11 protein-coding genes are annotated in these 16,962 nt (G+C 47.1%); 9 read left to right on the forward strand and 2 right to left on the reverse strand.

Features of this window, described 5'->3' with window-relative positions; translation table 11 throughout:
• Positions 1 to 283 precede the first annotated feature (283 nt).
• Positions 284 to 811 carry a flavin reductase gene (locus I2G42_RS03225; RefSeq protein ID WP_117509337.1) on the forward strand — a complete coding sequence of 176 codons (528 nt, stop codon included), beginning with the start codon at positions 284 to 286 and terminating at the stop codon, positions 809 to 811.
• 255 nt (positions 812 to 1,066) lie between these two features.
• Here the strand turns inward: I2G42_RS03225 and I2G42_RS03235 are convergent, their stop codons facing one another.
• Positions 1,067 to 2,251 carry an MFS transporter gene (locus tag I2G42_RS03235; RefSeq protein ID WP_055227985.1) on the reverse strand — a complete coding sequence of 395 codons (1,185 nt, stop codon included), beginning with the start codon at positions 2,249 to 2,251 and terminating at the stop codon, positions 1,067 to 1,069.
• Between the two features lie 338 nt (positions 2,252 to 2,589).
• Here I2G42_RS03235 and I2G42_RS03240 point away from each other — a divergent pair, with 338 nt between their 5' ends.
• The 8 genes from I2G42_RS03240 (at position 2,590) to I2G42_RS03275 (ending at position 14,791) form a co-directional block, all read left to right on the forward strand.
• Entirely contained in the window at positions 2,590 to 3,465 is an 876-nt protein-coding gene (locus tag I2G42_RS03240; protein WP_055227986.1) for a LysR family transcriptional regulator, read from the forward strand.
• A gap of 208 nt (positions 3,466 to 3,673) precedes the next feature.
• On the forward strand, positions 3,674 to 5,086 hold the full coding sequence (locus I2G42_RS03245; protein ID WP_055220597.1) for an amidophosphoribosyltransferase: 1,413 nt from the start codon (positions 3,674 to 3,676) through the stop codon (positions 5,084 to 5,086).
• 107 nt (positions 5,087 to 5,193) lie between these two features.
• Complete coding sequence (locus tag I2G42_RS03250) at positions 5,194 to 6,756, forward strand: response regulator transcription factor (protein ID WP_195530734.1); 1,563 nt, start codon at positions 5,194 to 5,196, stop codon at positions 6,754 to 6,756.
• Between the two features lie 311 nt (positions 6,757 to 7,067).
• Positions 7,068 to 7,952, forward strand: coding sequence for an ABC transporter permease (locus I2G42_RS03255; RefSeq protein WP_238061236.1), 885 nt, complete (start codon positions 7,068 to 7,070; stop codon positions 7,950 to 7,952).
• Positions 7,953 to 7,990: 38 nt separating this feature from the next.
• Positions 7,991 to 8,902, forward strand: coding sequence for a carbohydrate ABC transporter permease (locus I2G42_RS03260; protein ID WP_195530735.1), 912 nt, complete (start codon positions 7,991 to 7,993; stop codon positions 8,900 to 8,902).
• 55 nt (positions 8,903 to 8,957) lie between these two features.
• Complete coding sequence (locus tag I2G42_RS03265; RefSeq protein ID WP_195530736.1) at positions 8,958 to 10,628, forward strand: type 2 periplasmic-binding domain-containing protein; 1,671 nt, start codon at positions 8,958 to 8,960, stop codon at positions 10,626 to 10,628.
• Positions 10,629 to 10,754: 126 nt separating this feature from the next.
• Positions 10,755 to 12,800: a glycoside hydrolase family 31 protein gene (locus I2G42_RS03270; protein ID WP_195530737.1), complete on the forward strand. Its 2,046-nt coding sequence runs from the start codon at positions 10,755 to 10,757 to the stop codon at positions 12,798 to 12,800.
• A 236-nt stretch (positions 12,801 to 13,036) separates the two neighbouring features.
• The gene (locus tag I2G42_RS03275) at positions 13,037 to 14,791 is read left to right on the forward strand and encodes a sensor histidine kinase (protein ID WP_195530738.1); all 1,755 of its coding nucleotides are present in this window, start codon (positions 13,037 to 13,039) and stop codon (positions 14,789 to 14,791) included.
• 143 nt (positions 14,792 to 14,934) lie between these two features.
• Here I2G42_RS03275 and I2G42_RS03280 read toward each other — a convergent pair whose 3' ends face one another.
• Entirely contained in the window at positions 14,935 to 16,887 is a 1,953-nt protein-coding gene (locus I2G42_RS03280) for a glycoside hydrolase family 31 protein (protein ID WP_195530739.1), read from the reverse strand.
• Positions 16,888 to 16,962: the final 75 nt, after the last annotated feature.

Consider the following 16,962-nt stretch of genomic DNA (forward strand, 5'->3'; position numbering starts at 1 on the left):
CCCTTTGGGGCGAGCAGTAACAATAGCCCTTTGGAGGGCTAATAATAAACCACCAGTTGAACTGGTGGTTGCTAACTTAGTTCTTGCACTGTCAACCCTCCCTTCTCTGCCTGTCTGGGAGTGGCAACGTTCATTAGTATAACATACAATTCTTATTTCTAAAATAAAAAAATTCCCTGTTTTTATAAAAATTCAAGGCTTCGAAAAAAAGTTCTTGCCCGGTAGTTACTACCGTACGGTATGCTAAGGATAACAAAGCAAATCAGCGAAAGGGGAATGTAGTATGAACATTACGATGGAGAATTTTAAAACCGCAAAGTATGATGTGTTTTCTATTTTTGATGACCGCTGGGGTTTGTGTACTGCGGGTACGCCAAGGGAGTATAATACGATGACGATCGGATGGGGTACGATGGGGACGATCTGGGGACCGCCAAAGAAAGGAAAGCAGATCATTACCGTATTTATCCGGGAAAGCCGCCGGACGCATCAGATTCTGCAGAAGGAAGACGAGTTTACGGTCTGCTTTTTTCCAGAGAAATATCGGAAGGATCTTGGAATCCTGGGATCAAAATCGGGAAATGATGTGCCGGATAAGATCAGTCTGACCAGTCTGACACCGAAGATGCTGGGAAATGCGGTTGGATTTGAAGAGGCAGAGCTGACCTTTGTCTGCAAAAAAATCTATGCGGTCAGAATGGAGAAAGAAGATCTGCCGGAATTTACGCGCGATACTTTATATAAAGATGGCGATCTCCATTATCTGTATATGGGCGAGATTGAAGATGTCTTTGGCATGATTGAGGAATGAAACAGGAAAATTGGCGTGATGTATCAGTATTTCTTATCACAATCTTGTATATACTGCACCGGGCAGAAAGGCATCAGACTGCGTGAAATGCGGAAAATGTGAGAAAGTATGTCTGCAGCACCTGCAGATCAGAAACCTGCTGGAGGATGTGGTGAAAGAGTTTGAAGCGGAGCGTGCTTGAAAAAATTTCCGAAATTTACAAAAAGTATATCAGAGTTTGATCCAAGGGGACCATTCTGCTGCAGAATAATTGGATTAATAGTTGGCTTTATAAGAATTTCTCTTTTCCGCCGTTACGCGGTGCATCCGCTCTGCCATTACAACCATCAGAATCAAAATGGCCATCAGGAATACCGGATACAGTCCGAAGGAAATATGCTGGCCGAGAACACCGAAAACCGGCGGCATCAGGCAGGTTCCGACGTAAGCAAAGGCCATCTGGATGCCGATGATTCCCTGGCTTAAGTCGGCACCGAAGTTTGCCGGTGTCTCATGAATGATGGAAGGATAAATCGGCGCACAGCCAAGTCCGATCAGGATCAGGCCGATAAAAAGAAGGGAATCGCCAAACGGCAGCAGCATCAGAACCGCACCAACGGCGATGAAAAACTGTCCCAGACGAATCATATTCTGATCGTTCAGCTTCATGGTAACGAAACCGCAGATAAAACGTCCGATGGTAATACCAATGTAAAACAGGCTGGCCCAGCTTGCGGCACGCTGTGCATCAATACCGCGGAACAGCGTACAGTAACTTGCAGCCCACATGCCAGCAGTAGATTCCACTGCACAATAACAGAAAAAGCAGATCAGCACCTCTTTGACACCAGGAACACGGATCAGACTGGAAAAACTCCGCTCCGCCGGAACAGAGGTATCCTCTTCGGCAGCTCCGGCAGGTTTCTGCCAAAGAGGAAGGCTTAAGAACAAAACCAATGTCAGCACAATCTGGAAAATGGAAATGATAAGATATCCTTTGTTCCAGTTCAGGTGACTGATTGCCCAGCTCATCACAACAGGGCCGGTACTGCAGCCAACACCCCACATGCAGTGCAGCCAGCTCATATGGCGCGCCTTATAATGAAGCGCAACGTAGTTATTCAAAGCGGCATCGACGCTTCCGGCGCCGAGACCGTAGGGAATTCCCCAGAGGCACAGGGCCCAGAAAGAATGGCTGATGGAAAAACCAAACAGTGCCACAGCGGTTGTCAGAACACTGACAGCGGTGACCTTTCCGGTGCCAAACCGTGTGTTCAGCCGGTCACTGTTCAGACTGGAAACAATTGTTCCGGCAGAGATAATCATGGAAATGATACCGGCTGCGGAAACGGAAGTTCCCAGTTCCTGGTACATGACCGGCCACGCAGAGCCGAGCAGAGAATCCGGCAGTCCAAGACTGATGAATGCCAGATAAATGACAGGCAGCAAAAGTGAAACCATAGTAAAACCCTCCTAATAAAAAAATCATCGTAAGAAATCAGAAAAAAGAAAAGATATGCTTATTTCGGATTTCTGCAGATAGCAAGCAGGTACAGAAAATTTTCGTTAAGTTTAACGCAGAACCTCTGTACGCAATAATTTCAAGGTATCATACTTGAAAAAAAGAATCAATACTTTCTTTTCAGAAAACAAAAAAAGCGATATAGTAGAAGAAAGAAAATTCTTTCCCAAAAGCAAAGCGTGTTTGAAAAACATTTCTGCAGTTTGCAAAAAGCCTTTTTCAAATATGCTTCAGGAAAGAAATAAAAAACGAAACAAATAAAACGAGAGGGAGACATATGGAAACAAGAGTACTTCGCTATTTTCTTGCCGTAGCACGGGAAGAAAACATCAGCCGTGCGGCAGAGGTCCTGCATATCACGCAGCCAACCCTAAGCCGTCAGCTGTCCCAGATGGAAGAAGAACTGGGGGTAATCCTGTTTGAACGGGGAACTAGGAGAATCCGGCTGACAGATGCGGGGGTCCTGCTGCGCCGCAGGGCAGAAGAAATTATCGGGCTGATTGATAAGACAGAAAAAGAACTGGCAGAGCAGGAAGCACTGATCGACGGACGTGTGACAATCGGATGCGGAGAGACAAGGTCTGTGAATGTTCTGGCAGATCTGATCGAAACTTTCAGCCAAAAATATCCGAACGTGACGTTCGATCTGGTGACGGGAACCGCAGATGTATTGAAGGAGCAGATGGATCGTGGTCTGATGGATGTTGCACTGCTTCTGGAGCCGGTTGATGTGGGAAAATATGAGTTTGTGCGTCTGAAAGAAGGGGAGCGGCAGCAGGTGCTGATGCGTCCGGATGATCCGCTGGCACAAAAAGAAGTCGTACATCCGGAAGATTTAAAAGATCTTCCGCTGATTCTGCCAAGAAGACAGGATGTGCAAAATGAAATTACCAACTGGTTCGGAGCATATTATCAGAAGCTGAACATCCGATTTACCTGTAATATGCCGACAAATGGAGCAAAAATGGTTCGGAAGGGACTCGGTTATCTGATTACGGTGCAGGGCGTTTCCGAGCTATGGAAGGAAGAAGAGATTGTCGGACGATTCTTAGATCCGCCGATCATCTGCCGCAGTGTGTTTACCTGGAAAAGGGAACAGCCATTCAGCCTTGCTGCGACGAAGTTTATCGATCATATCCGGGAAAATTTGTGAAAACAGCCAGAAAATGATTTATTAATGTAAGTTATTTTTGTAATCTAATTTATTAGAAAAACTTTACAATCCGGGAAAAATCGTGTTACACTATAACAGGACAGAGCGTATGTGTAAAGAAAAACTGTGGAAACAGGGCAACCGCCCGAATTGCATATGCGTTTCGTATGATAAGGGAGAAAAAATACAAAAGAGAGGTAAACGACAAATGGGAGGCTTTTTTGGAGTTGCATCAAGAAAAGACTGTACACTGGAACTGTTTTATGGAGTAGACTATCACTCACATCTCGGAACAAGAAGAGGCGGTATGGCGACATACGGAGCAAATGGCTTTTCACGTGCTATCCACAACATTGAAAATTCACCGTTCCGTACAAAATTTGAGCGTGATGTGGAAGAAATGGAGGGAAACCTCGGCATTGGCTGCATTTCCGACTATGAACCGCAGCCGCTTTTGATCCAGTCACACCTTGGAAGCTTTGCGATTACCACGGTTGGAAAAATTAACAACATGGATCAGCTTTTAAAAGAGGTTTACGGCAACGGCCGCACCCATTTCCAGGAGATGAGCACCGGTCAGATCAATGCAACCGAGCTTGCGGCATCTCTGATCTGCAGTGAAAAGACGATTCCGGAGGGCATCCGCCATCTGCAGGATGTTGTAGACGGTTCCATGACGTTGCTGCTGCTGACAAAAGACGGTATCTACGCTGCGCGCGATAAAAAAGGCCGCACCCCGCTTGTTATTGGAAAGAAAGAGGGAGCGTACTGCGCATCCTTTGAAAATTTTGCATATCTGAACCTGGGTTACACGGATTACCATGAACTCGGACCGGGTGAGATTGACTTTATTACACCGGAGAGCGTCGAGATGCTCGTGCCGCCACAGGAAGAGATGAAGATCTGTTCCTTCCTATGGGTTTACTATGGTTACCCGACTGCGTCCTACGAGGGAATTAATGTCGAGGAGATGCGGTATCACTGCGGTGCCATGCTTGCCAAACGTGATGCGGGAAGCAATGTCCACCCGGATCTCATTGCAGGCGTGCCGGATTCCGGAATTGCCCATGCAATCGGCTATGCGAATGAGTCCAAAGTTCCGTTTGCAAGACCATTCATCAAATATACCCCGACCTGGCCACGCTCCTTTATGCCGACAAATCAGGAACAGAGAAATCTGATTGCCCGAATGAAGCTGATCCCGGTGCAGGCACTGATCGATCAGAAAAAACTGCTGCTGATCGACGACTCCATCGTGCGCGGTACGCAGCTCCGTGAGACAACGGAATTTTTATATCAGAGCGGTGCAAAAGAAGTTCATGTCCGCCCGGCGTGCCCGCCGCTGTTGTATGGCTGCAAATTCCTGAATTTCTCTCGCTCCAAATCCGAGCTGGATCTGATCACCAGACGGATTATTCTGGAAAAAGAGGGAGAAAACGCAGAGAAAGTACTGGAAGAGTATGCAGATCCGAAGAGTGACCGCTACGAGTCCATGTGTCAGGAAATCTGCCGCCGTCAGAATTTCACCAGCCTCAGGTATCACCGTCTGGACGATCTGGTAGAGTCGATCGGACTGCCGAAATGCAAAATGTGTACCTATTGCTTTGACGGAAAAGAATAAACAGGTTATAATGGTTTTTAAACAGGCCAGCTGACAGAAAAATAAGAGTCTGTCGGCTGGCTTTTTTTCTGTAGGAAAAAGAAGAAAAATATATTGGGGGCTTACCTATGGGAATTAGTATTCTGATTGTAGATGATGATAAGCTTCTGGTGGAAAAGCTGGAAGAAACCGTCAACTGGAGCGGAATTGGAATTGATATGGTATTTACGGCAAACAACATCCGCCAGGCGCAGAAGCTGCTGGAAGAGTATCCGATTGAAATGCTGCTGTGTGACATTGATATGCCGCAGGGGAACGGGCTGGAGCTTCTGGAATGGATCCGGTACAAAAAGCTGGATATCGAATGTACCTTCCTGAGCAGCTATGCAAATTTCGAGTATGCGCAGATGGCGCTGAAGCTGTCATCAAGGGAATATCTGTTAAAACCGATTTCCAATGCGGATCTGGAAACAGCGCTGCGCAGAATTGTCGGGATTGTGCAGGAAAAACATCAAAAACAGAAGAAACAGGAGAAAAAAGGAGAGAATGAAAAGCAATTCTGGGAGGATCTTCTGGTTCAGTGTCTGCAGGAGGAGTATTGGATTGAAAGGGCAAAAAAGAGCGGATATTGTACTCCGGATGAGACCTTCCGTCTGATTCTGCTGCGGGTACTGGAAATTCCGGATAAGGAACATTATAAAAAAGAGATCAGCTTATATAATTTTGTGATTACAAATGTTCTGACGGAATATGTGGAAACAACAGAAATGCAACTGGAAACCGTGGTACATGTCAGTGATCTGGAATGGGCAGTTGTGTTGCGAAATCACGGAAGTGCGATGGGAACGCAGGAGGAACTGGCAGGACTGCGGACCTGTCTGGCGGGCGCGTTTCCGGCAAGATTCTGCATGTACATGGGAAAACCGGCGGTACTGGATGAGATTTCAAAGAGCCGCGATCAGCTCGAAGAGATGGAAAAGTATGTAGTGCCGGATGAAACAGGGATTCTGTATGAGACACGCTGGTCTTTCGTAGAGCGTGATTATCAGGAAGTGCCGTGGAAAACGTATCTGGCTGAGATGGAGCGATCCGATTCCCTTGCAGCTGTGCGGGAAAAGCTGCAGGAATATCTGAGAAAGCGTGAGAAAAGCGGCGGTCTGCGAAAAGATTTCACAAGTCGTTTTTTTGAAGAAATGATACAGAATATATATGTTTATTTAAAAGAAAGCAATATCGTTTTCGGACAGATTTTTGACAGTGAAGAGTATGAAACGAAACGGAGAGAGGCGGTTCTCTCTGTGGTAGGTGCCCATGCGTTCATCGATTATCTGTTTGATGTGCTGGAAGGTCAGAAAAAGAACGAATCCCGCAGTGACAATGTGGTGGAGCAGCTAAAAGACTATATCGAACAGAATCTGAACGAGGATCTTTCAAGATCCGTGCTTGCAGGAAAAGTGTTCCTCTCAGAGGACTACGTTTCCAAAATTTTTATGAAAACAACGGGAATGTCGCTTCCGAATTATATTGCCGAGCGGCGCATTGAGCGGGCCAAGGAGTATTTACGCAGTTCCTCACTTCCGATCAGCAAAATTGCGATGGAAGTCGGCTATGGAAATTTTTCTTATTTCAGTAAAACGTTCCGGGAGCTGGTCGGATGTACACCAAATGAGTACCGGAGCAGACAAAAATAACAAAAAAACGATGTCAATAACAAAAAAACGTTCTGCTTAAAAAAGAGATGTGAAAAGACATCTCTTTTTTAATATACAGACTGCCGGAAAATGATAGAAAAACACCCATCTTTTTTGTATAATATGTTCATCGGTTGAAACGAGAGCATGAAAAAGAAAAATGGTAACTGTTTCAGAGCCATGCGAAATGGAAGAAAAATCGAGATGGGACTCTGAACAGTTACGAAAAATTTAAAGGAAAGAAGGGATGATATGTGAGCGCCAACCATAGTAAAACCAAAAAGAAGAGCTCTATAGGATTTGTAGAGGGAGTGAGAAGAAGCAGGCCATTATACTTACTGATGCTTCCTTCCATCATCATTTTTGCACTGTTTACGTACTATCCGATGTACGGAATTGTGATTGCATTTAAAAACTTTACACCTGCGGATGGAATTATGGGAAGCAGCTGGGCTGGACTGAAATACTTCAAACAGTACTTTAACTCCTATCAGTTCGGTCTGACCATCAAAAACACAATCATCATCAGTCTTTACACCATCGCGGTAACATTCCCGCTTCCGGTTATCATGGGACTGCTGGTTAACCAGATGAAGGCACAGAAGTTTAAAAAGTTCTTCCAGGTATCAACCTACCTGCCGCACTTCATCTCTACCGTTGTTATGGCCGGAATGTTGATCCTGTTCCTCTCCCCGAGTACAGGTATTATCGCAAAGCTGGTCGGACTGCTTGGATTCAAGCTCCCGAACCTGATGGGAAGCGCAAAAGCATTCCCGCACATTTATGTATGGTCTGAGGCATGGCAGCATGTAGGATGGGACAGTATCCTCTATATCGCAACACTTTCCTCTGTAGACCCGACCCTGTATGAAGCGGCAACAATGGACGGTGCCAACAAATGGCATAAAATGATCCACATCGATGTTCCGGCTCTGCTGCCGACGGCAACCATCATGTTTATCATGAGAATGGGAAGCGTCATGAGCGTTGGATTTGAGAAGGTTTACCTGCTGCAGAATACACTGAACAGTACCTCAAGTGAGATCATTTCCACCTATGTGTATAAGATGGGTCTTGTGAGCAGCCAGTACAGCCTTTCCGCTGCAATTGGCCTGTTTAACAACATTATCAACCTGGTTCTTCTTCTGGCAGTCAACTTCATTTCCAGTAAAATGAGTGATACCTCACTGATCTGACAGAATTTTGAGCCTACATAGGAATGGAGAGCAAAGATATGAGTAAAGCAAAAGCAGTATCAACAAATAGAGTAAAAAAATCCAGAGAAGACTGGATTTTCGATATCATCCTGTATACGATCGGCGTGCTTCTGATCATCATTACCCTGTATCCGATGTACTTCATCGTCATTGCATCGTTCAGTGATCCGGCAGCCGTATCCAACGGACAGATTATGTTCCTTCCAAAAGGAGTTAACTTCAAAGGGTATAAGCAGCTGGCGAGCTACGCAAAGCTGTGGACCGGCTACCGGAATACGATTGCTTACGTAATTATGGGAACGCTTGTGACACTCGTTGTCAATATTCCGGCTTCCTACGCGCTTTCCAGAAAGCATTTATATGGAAGAAAATTCTTCACGGCATTTTATCTGATCCCGATGTTCTTCACCGGTGGTCTGATCCCGACCTACCTGGCAGTACAGAGATTTCATCTGCTGGATACCTTCTGGGTTATGGTTGTTCCGTTCTCCGTTGTAACGTATTATATCATCGTAGGACGAACATTCTTTAATAACAGTATCCCGGAGGATCTCTGGGAGGCGGCGCAGCTCGATGGATGCGGATATCTTGGCTTCTTCTTCAAGATTGTCCTTCCACTTTCCAAAGCCGTTATCGCTGTTATCGCCCTGTGGGCAGCAGTAGGACAGTGGAACTCCTACTTTAATGCATTGATTTATATCCGAAGCGAAAGTCTGCAGCCGCTGCAGATTGTCCTTCGAAGCATTCTGGTCGGCAATCAGACCATGAGTGCCATGAGTACCGGCGCTGCAGCCGTTGAGGCAAAGCAGATGGCCGACCTCATCAAATACGCGATCATCGTGGTTTCCTCCGCGCCGATCATGTGTATGTACCCGTTAGTGCAGAAATACTTCAATCAGGGTGTTATGCTCGGATCACTAAAAGGCTGATCCTGCGGACAGGAGAGAAGTATTGCAAATAAAAAATCATAAAGGAGAGATGATGATGCGAAAGAAAACAAAAATGGCCTGGAGCGTTGCTCTTTCGGCCGCAATGGCAGCCGGACTGCTTGCAGGATGTGGAAGTAATGGAGGAACGGAAAGTAAGAGTGGAAGCACTGCAGCAAGTTCTGCCAAGACAGAATCTTCTGCCAGTGACACGACAGATACCAGTGACCGCCCAACCTACAAAATTGCAACGGTAAGATGGACCGATACCTGGCCGACCGATTTCCTGCATGAAGGCGTCATGAAGGAAATCGAGGACAAGATGAATATCAACATCGACTGGCAGGTTTATTACAACAGTGACTGGTCCGAGCAGAAATCTCTGCTGCTGGCTTCCGGAGACCTCCCGGATGCATTCCTTGGATCTATCTGCTTAACACAGGCAGATATGGCACAGAACAAATCGGCATTCCTGGATCTGACAGATCTGATCGAAAAAGATATGCCAAACCTGAAAGCAGCCTTTGAGGCTGATCCGGAACTGAAAGCAGTCTGCACCGGCCGTGACGGAAGAATCTACAGCTTACCGAAGAAGCTTCCGCTTCGTCCGAAGGTTTGCGGCGATGTTATGTGCATCAACCAGGAATGGCTGGATAACTTAGGACTGGAAACTCCGAAGACCTATAAAGAACTGGAAGAGGTTCTTGTTAAATTTGCGACAGAAGATGCTGACGGCGATGGCGATCCAACCAATGAGATCGGTATCACAAATGCAGCAAGCAGCGGACTGTTAAGCGGTGATCTGCGCCACATCCTTTCCCCGTTCGGAACCATGGTAAGCCGTGACGGAAACTACATGGGACTGAATGGCGAAGGAAAACCGGTCTTCATGCCGATGGAAGAAAATTACAAAGAAGCAGTAAAATGGATGCGTCAGTTATGGGAAGAGGGCGTTGTTGACCCAGAGTACTTCACACAGGATGGCTCCATGCAGACAGCAAAACAGCAGGCTGATGGCGGTTCTCAGGTAGGTCTTATCTTTGGATGGACTGCAGACGCTCAGGTTGGTCCGAACGTAAATCAGTTTAAGACTCTTGAGGCAGTAGAAGGCTACGATGGAAACCACTACGTAGAAGCAGCAACCAATTACCTTGATATCTCCGACCGTGAGCTCATGATCTCCAAAGACTGTAAAGATCCTGACACCCTGCTGAAGTGGGCAGATGAATTTTACACCGATCTTGCATCGTTACAGACCTTCTATGGTTCCGTTGGAAGCCAGATCACAGACAATGGCGACGGAACCTACAATGTAGATGTACCAAGCGATGGATCTTCTCTGGATACCTCTGCATGGTCCAACTCCTTACGTGATTTCGGTCCGAAATACATGAACGAGGATTTCTATGACAAAGTTTCTCTTCCTGAGGATCAGGGCGACGGTGTCAAACTGGCCGATGATGCAATCAATGAGAAATACGTTGATACTGAGAAAAACTGCGGATTCCCGATGGTTCAGTATACCGACGAAGACCTTTCCAGAATCACGGCAATCGGAACCGATATCTACAAATACGTAGAAGCACAGTATGCTCACTGGGTAGTAGACGGCGGCATCGATGATGAATGGGATTCCTACATCGATCAGCTGAAAGCTATGGGTATTGATGAGTTCCTCCAGATTCAGACAGATGCTTACAATGCATACAAAGAAAATCTGGCAAAATAAACAGAAAAAATATTACCTGTAAGAAGCAGGCGTTGATCCGGCGGGTCAATGTCTGAGGTGCAAAACAGCAGGAGAAACGGCAGGCCAGAAATGACCTGCCGTTTTTGAAAAAAGGAGGATTTTTACATGTTTTGGGAAAAAGAGGGTAAGTTAATTTATTCTTACGATGGCGAGACCGTCTGCATCGAAGCGTGGGGAAAAGATGCACTGCGTGTGCGCGCGACAAAAAATCGAAGCTTTACCGGCCGCGACTGGGCGCTGGAAGCAAAGGACGCGCATGCGGGAGAGGTTGAAATCTTTGAGGATCCATCAGCAAAAGGCGGAGCCTTTGCCAATATGTACGAGGGAACGGATACTTCCTACGGAAAAATCACAAATGGAAAGCTTCATGCAGTGATCGATTCCGGCAGCGTCATTACGTTCTATCATGAGGATGGAAGAGTTCTGTTAAAGGAGCATTTCCGCCGTCTGCGCGATGAGGAAAGCATGCCGCTCAACATCATGGGACGCGAGTACAGCAACGGCGTCGGGGATAATTTCCGTATTGTAACGCGGTTTGTAGCAAGAAAAGGTGAGAAAATCTTCGGAATGGGACAGTATCAGCAGCATGAGCTGGATCTGAAGGGCTGTATGCTGGAGCTGGCACAGAGAAACTCACAGGTCAGTGTTCCGTTTTATCTTTCCAGTATCGGCTACGGCTTCTTATGGAACAATCCGGGCGTCGGACAGGTGATGTTTGCGAATAATGGAACGGAATGGGTAACAGAATCCGGGAAAGAAATCGATTATCTTGTGATTGCAGGTGATACGCCTGCCGAGATCGAGGAGAATTATATGACGCTGACCGGAAAACCGCCGATGATGCCGGAGTACGGTATGGGCTTCTGGCAGTGCAAGCTCCGCTACTGGAACCAGGAGCAGCTCTTGTCTGTAGCAAGAAAATACAAAGAGCTTGGCGTACCGCTTGATGTGATTGTCGTCGATTTCTTCCACTGGACGAAGCAGGGCGAGTTCAAATTTGATCCGAAATACTGGCCGGATGTGCCGGGCATGTGCCGCGAATTAAAGGAGATGGGAATTCAGGTTGTTGTGTCGGTATGGCCGACCGTTGACATTTATTCCGAAAACTTCGAGGAGATGAAAGAGAAGGGCTATCTGGTTCGCACGGAGCACGGTGTACCGCTGACGATGCTCTGCGGCGGAAATGAAGTTTTCTTCGATGCGACTAACCCGGATGCAAGAACATATGTCTGGGAGAAGATCAAGAAAAATTATTATGATCAGGGTGCCAAGCTCTTCTGGCTGGATGTGGCAGAGCCGGAATACAGCGTTTATGATTTCAAGAACTACCGTTATCAGCTCGGAAGCGTACAGGAGGTCGGAAATATTTATCCGAAATATTATCTGAAAGCGTTCTATGACGGCATGACGGCAGAAGGCGATACCATGCCGATCAGCCTGATCCGTTCTGCCTGGGCAGGCAGCGCGAAATATGGTGCACTCGTATGGTCTGGCGATATTGTAAGTACCTTCGAGTGCTTCCAACGTCAGGTACAGGCAGGTCTTAACATGGCGGTTGCCGGTATTCCGTGGTGGACCACTGATATCGGCGGCTTCCACGGCGCAAGAACCGATGACCCGGATTTCCATCGTCTGTACATCCGCTGGTTTGAGTACGGATGCTTCTGCCCTGTCATGCGTCTGCACGGAAACCGCAACCCACAGGAGGGCTACGGTGCAGAACAGATCGGATCCGGCAGTGACAATGAGATCTGGAGCTTTAGCGATGAGGCATATGAGATTTCAAAGAAATACATTTTCCTGCGTGAGCGCCTGAGAGATTATATCCGGGTACAGATGAAGAAAGCACATGAGGACGGAACCCCGGTGATGCGGCCTGTTTTCTATGATTTCCCGGCCGATCAGGAAAGCTGGAATGTGGAGGACGCTTATCTGTTTGGACCGGATCTCTATGTTGCACCTGTGATGGAGGATCACATAACGGAGCGCGAGGTTTATCTCCCGGATGGAACGGCATGGTTTAACGCATGGACCGGAGAAAAGTATGAGGGAGGACAGAACGTAACGGTTGCTGCACCGATGGATATCATTCCGGTATTCGTAAGGGAAGGAGCAGATACAGAACATCTGCTGAACATTTTTTCTGAATAAGAGAATGTTACCGCTCACCGGTAGCAGGCGAACGGTAACAAAGAATCCTGTTCTTGCCATGTGAAACACGGACTCTGCATGGACAAAGCAAAAAAATGTGATATAATGGACTGTGTTACAAAGAACATAGCTGCAAATATATTCCGTGAGTGTAAAATGACTGCCGGAGCTGCGCGGTAAGGTGCGGCGTCCGGCAGTCGCTCTGCAGAAAGAAAAAAGGAGGGGTGGATGCGCTTATGAATTTCTGGCAGAAAGGAAAACGAAGGATGCTGCATAGCGTTCGAATACGCAGTATGAAGGATACGTCCCTGCGGCTTGGAACTCCGGTTTTTCTGGTCCTGATGGGGCTTGTTGTCTGCCTGCTCTGGGGCGTTTGGGAAAACCGCAAGCTGGCAGATAAATACATTGCCGATACGGCAAAGCTCTATGTCGATCAGATCAACCGTGATATGTCGCAGATCAACAGTGAACTGATCTATCTGCTGGATTCTGACAGCAACATCAAAGAAATCCCGGATCAGATAACATCGACAGATGCTCAGTATTATGAAATGGAGCAGACGCTGCGGGAGCGAAACCGCGTGCTGAAGATCCGTTACCATGAGATACAGACCTTCTTTGTCTACGGCCAGAAAGCCAATGTTCTGATTACGGACAGCGGAACTATGTTTACCGAGAGTAAGGGAATGACAACGCTGAATCAGATGCTGATGTCCTATCTGCAGATTATGACATCCAAGGATTCGATCAGCACACAATGGACCGTGATTACGTTTGGCGACGACGACTATATTGTCGGCTGGTACGCGAAAAACAAAAAAGTTATCGGCTGCGTCATCAATCTGAATCTGATTTTCCGGACCATCCGCGCCAAAACAGAGGAGTATGATGTCATTCCGTTTATGGTAGATGCCAGAGGGCGCGTGATGACGCAGGCAGACACATCGGAAAAATATAAGAATGAGATTATCGATTTTTCCAAAGCGGGAAAGAAAAAGGAGAAAAATGCGACGGTCTATTCCTACCAGCTTGGCACGGTCGGAAAAATCAATCTTATGGTTCTTCCGGGAGGAGGTATTCTTGAGAATGTACTGATTATGCAGATTGCATTCGTCGTCCTGATCGCGGTTCTTCTGATTGTCTGCGCACTGGAAATTACAGCATATTACCACCGGATTCTGGAACCGCTGGAAAAATTCGGACAAAAACTGGAGGAGCTGGAAAAAGAACAGAGTCTGAATGACGATGGAAGCAACAATCTGTTAGAGCTGGAGTCTGTGAGCGGCAAATTCAAGGAACTGCTGCGGAAAATACAGGGATTGAAAATTGCAATCTACGAAAAAGAGCTTGCCGAACAGAAAGCCGAGCTGGAATACACGCAGGAACAGATCAAGCCGCATTTTTTCCTGAACTGCCTGAGCCTGATCCATGGCATTGCGGATAAGAATAACGAAGGCGAGATCGTTGAGATCACAACGGTGCTGTCCGACTATATGCGCTACATTTTCCAGGATTCCAAGAAGCAGCGCGATGTGGAGGAAGAGCTGGAACACATTGAGGCATATATCCGCATCCAGAAGCTGCGGTACGGAGAAGAAGCCTTTTCCTTTGAAGCAACGACGGATGGTGATATCGGAGAATGGAAGGTTCCGTCTCTTCTGCTACAGACACTGGTGGAAAACTCCGTAGTACACGGTGTATCCCTGGACCGGAAGAGCGAGATTTCCCTGTATCTGACAAATGAAACGTACGAGGACGGTGAGTACCTCTATATCTGTATTTCCGACACCGGAAACGGATTTTCGAAAGAGGCACTGGATGCAATCGAAAACGACACGCCTATCATCTACCACGGCCGTCACCATGTCGGCATCTCCAATATAAAACGCCGCCTGGCGCTGATGTACGGCGAACGGGCGAGCATTACGTGCTCCAATATGGATGAAAATTACGGAGCCGTCGTAGAGGTGCGGTTGCCGAAAACAGAATAAAGCGAAAAGAAAAAAGGCGGGAACCCGGAGAAACATAGAGGGTTCCCGCCTTTTTGCGTGAAAAAACTGCAGGAGCTTCCGGAACCTGATGGCTCCGGGAAGCTCCTGCAAAAGGGGAGATGATTCAAAAACTGTTTTCTGTATCAGATACGGGAAACTCCGTCATCGGTATAACGCTCATAGGAAGCGCCTTCGTATCCGACCATGCGGATGCTTTCCTCTTTGATATCCGGTACGGATTCTGCAAAATCGGCAACCGGGATTGCGCAGCCTTTGCGGATGAAGAGCGGAACCTCATTCAGGGCAACTTCTACATAGTGGATACCTTTCGGAAGAATCTCCTGGAACATGTTTCCGTTGCCGAGAAATTTTACAAACATCATTTCTTCCGGCAGATATACGTAACGGCCGATGGCATTCTGGGTGTAAACCGGTGCGATCATGATCTCATTACCGATCATCAACTGATCTTCTGTATTTCTTGCCAGCTTGTCATCCGGGTAAACGAAGGCAAGCGGTTTGAAGTACATATCATCGTTTAAAGCAGCCTTCATGTACTCGCTGTACAGATACGGAACGAGGCGGTAGCGGACGCCGATGACGTTGCGGAAGTCCTCGATATGCTCAAACTGGTAAGGTTCCTGCTCACGTGTTCCAAGTGCGGCATGGTTTCTCATCAGAGGAGTGAAAACACCAAGTGCCAGCCAGCGGAGCAGCAGGTCTCTTGTGGTATTTGCACCGAATCCGCCGAGGTCGGCTCCGGTATAGAGGAAACCGCACATGTTGAGGGACGGCATCATCTTCAGGTTCAGCAGGATGTGTGACCACCACGAGCAGTTGTCTCCGGTCCAGATTCCACCGTAACGGTGCATGCCGATGTAGGAAGAACGGGAGAACATCAGGATTCGCTTATCCGGGGAAATTCGTTCAAAAGCTTCACCGGCAGAACGGGTCATGTTGTAGCCAAACAGATTGTGTACCTTGTCATGGCGGACCTGTTCGCCGTTTACGTTGTGATAGAAGCGTTTATAGTCCTCATGGTTGTTTGCCAGTGCCTGAAGCTTTCCGCCTACCATGTAGTGCGGAACCTCCGGGTCACCTTCCACATATTTCTTTGCAGTCTCCTTGAAATCAGCAAGGCCTTCCTGGGAATAGAAGATGGATGGCTCGTTCATGTCATTCCAGAAGGCATCGATTCCCTTGGAAACGAGAACATCGTATTTGTCACCAAACCATTTTCTGGCATCTGCATTTAAGACATCCGGGAAATGAGTCCAGCCCGGCCATACAGTAGCTTCGAAGTAGGAGCCATCCTCGCGGCGGCAGAAGTAGCCTTTTTCACAGCCCTCTTCGTAAATGTCATAACCCTCTTCGACTTTCACACCGGCATCGATGATCGGAACGAGATGGATCTTTTCTTTTTTCATATCCTGTACAAATCCCTCGAAATCCGGGAAACGTTCTTCATTTACGGTGAAGTCCTTGTAATCCTGCATGTAGTCAATATCCATGTAAACCATATCGAGCGGCACATGGTTTTCGCGGTATTTTTTCACTACCGTGCGGAAATCATCCTCTGTTTTGTAGCCCCAGCGGCTCTGACCGTAACCGAAAGCAAACTTCGGAGCAATGTAGCTGCGTCCGATAATGCCACGGAACTGTTTTACGATATCAAGATCGGAATCACCGGTGATCATGTAAACGTAGAGATCTGCGTTTTCGCAGGAAACGGTCATCGTATCGGAAGTTGTGTAGCCGATATCGAAACGCAGGGTGCCCGGATAATCGAAGAAGAATCCTACGTGTGTCTTGCCGGAGATGATGATGAAGTTGTGTGCTGCATACAGAGAGGTTTTGCTCTCTACGTGGTTTGGATCATCAGCGCAGTCACTGATGTAAAGAAAGCCGCGTTTGTTGATACCGCGGTTGGCTTCGCCAAGTCCGAATACCATGTCATCGTCAGCAAGTTTTGTGGTGAAGGAGAAGCCGTTCTCGGTGGAGAAGGTACCGTAATCCGGGTTTCCTTCAGAAGAGGGGATCTTTTTTACAACGGCTTCGGTTTCAAATGGGGTTCCGTAGACAAATTTTTTTACCATGTCATCCTCCTTGTAACATAAATGGAAAATATAGTGTTTTGGTGAGGTTTAGCGCAACACCTTTATAATTTTATT

The sequence above is a fragment of the Fusicatenibacter saccharivorans genome (assembly GCF_015557635.1).
Lineage (GTDB): Bacteria > Bacillota > Clostridia > Lachnospirales > Lachnospiraceae > Fusicatenibacter > Fusicatenibacter saccharivorans.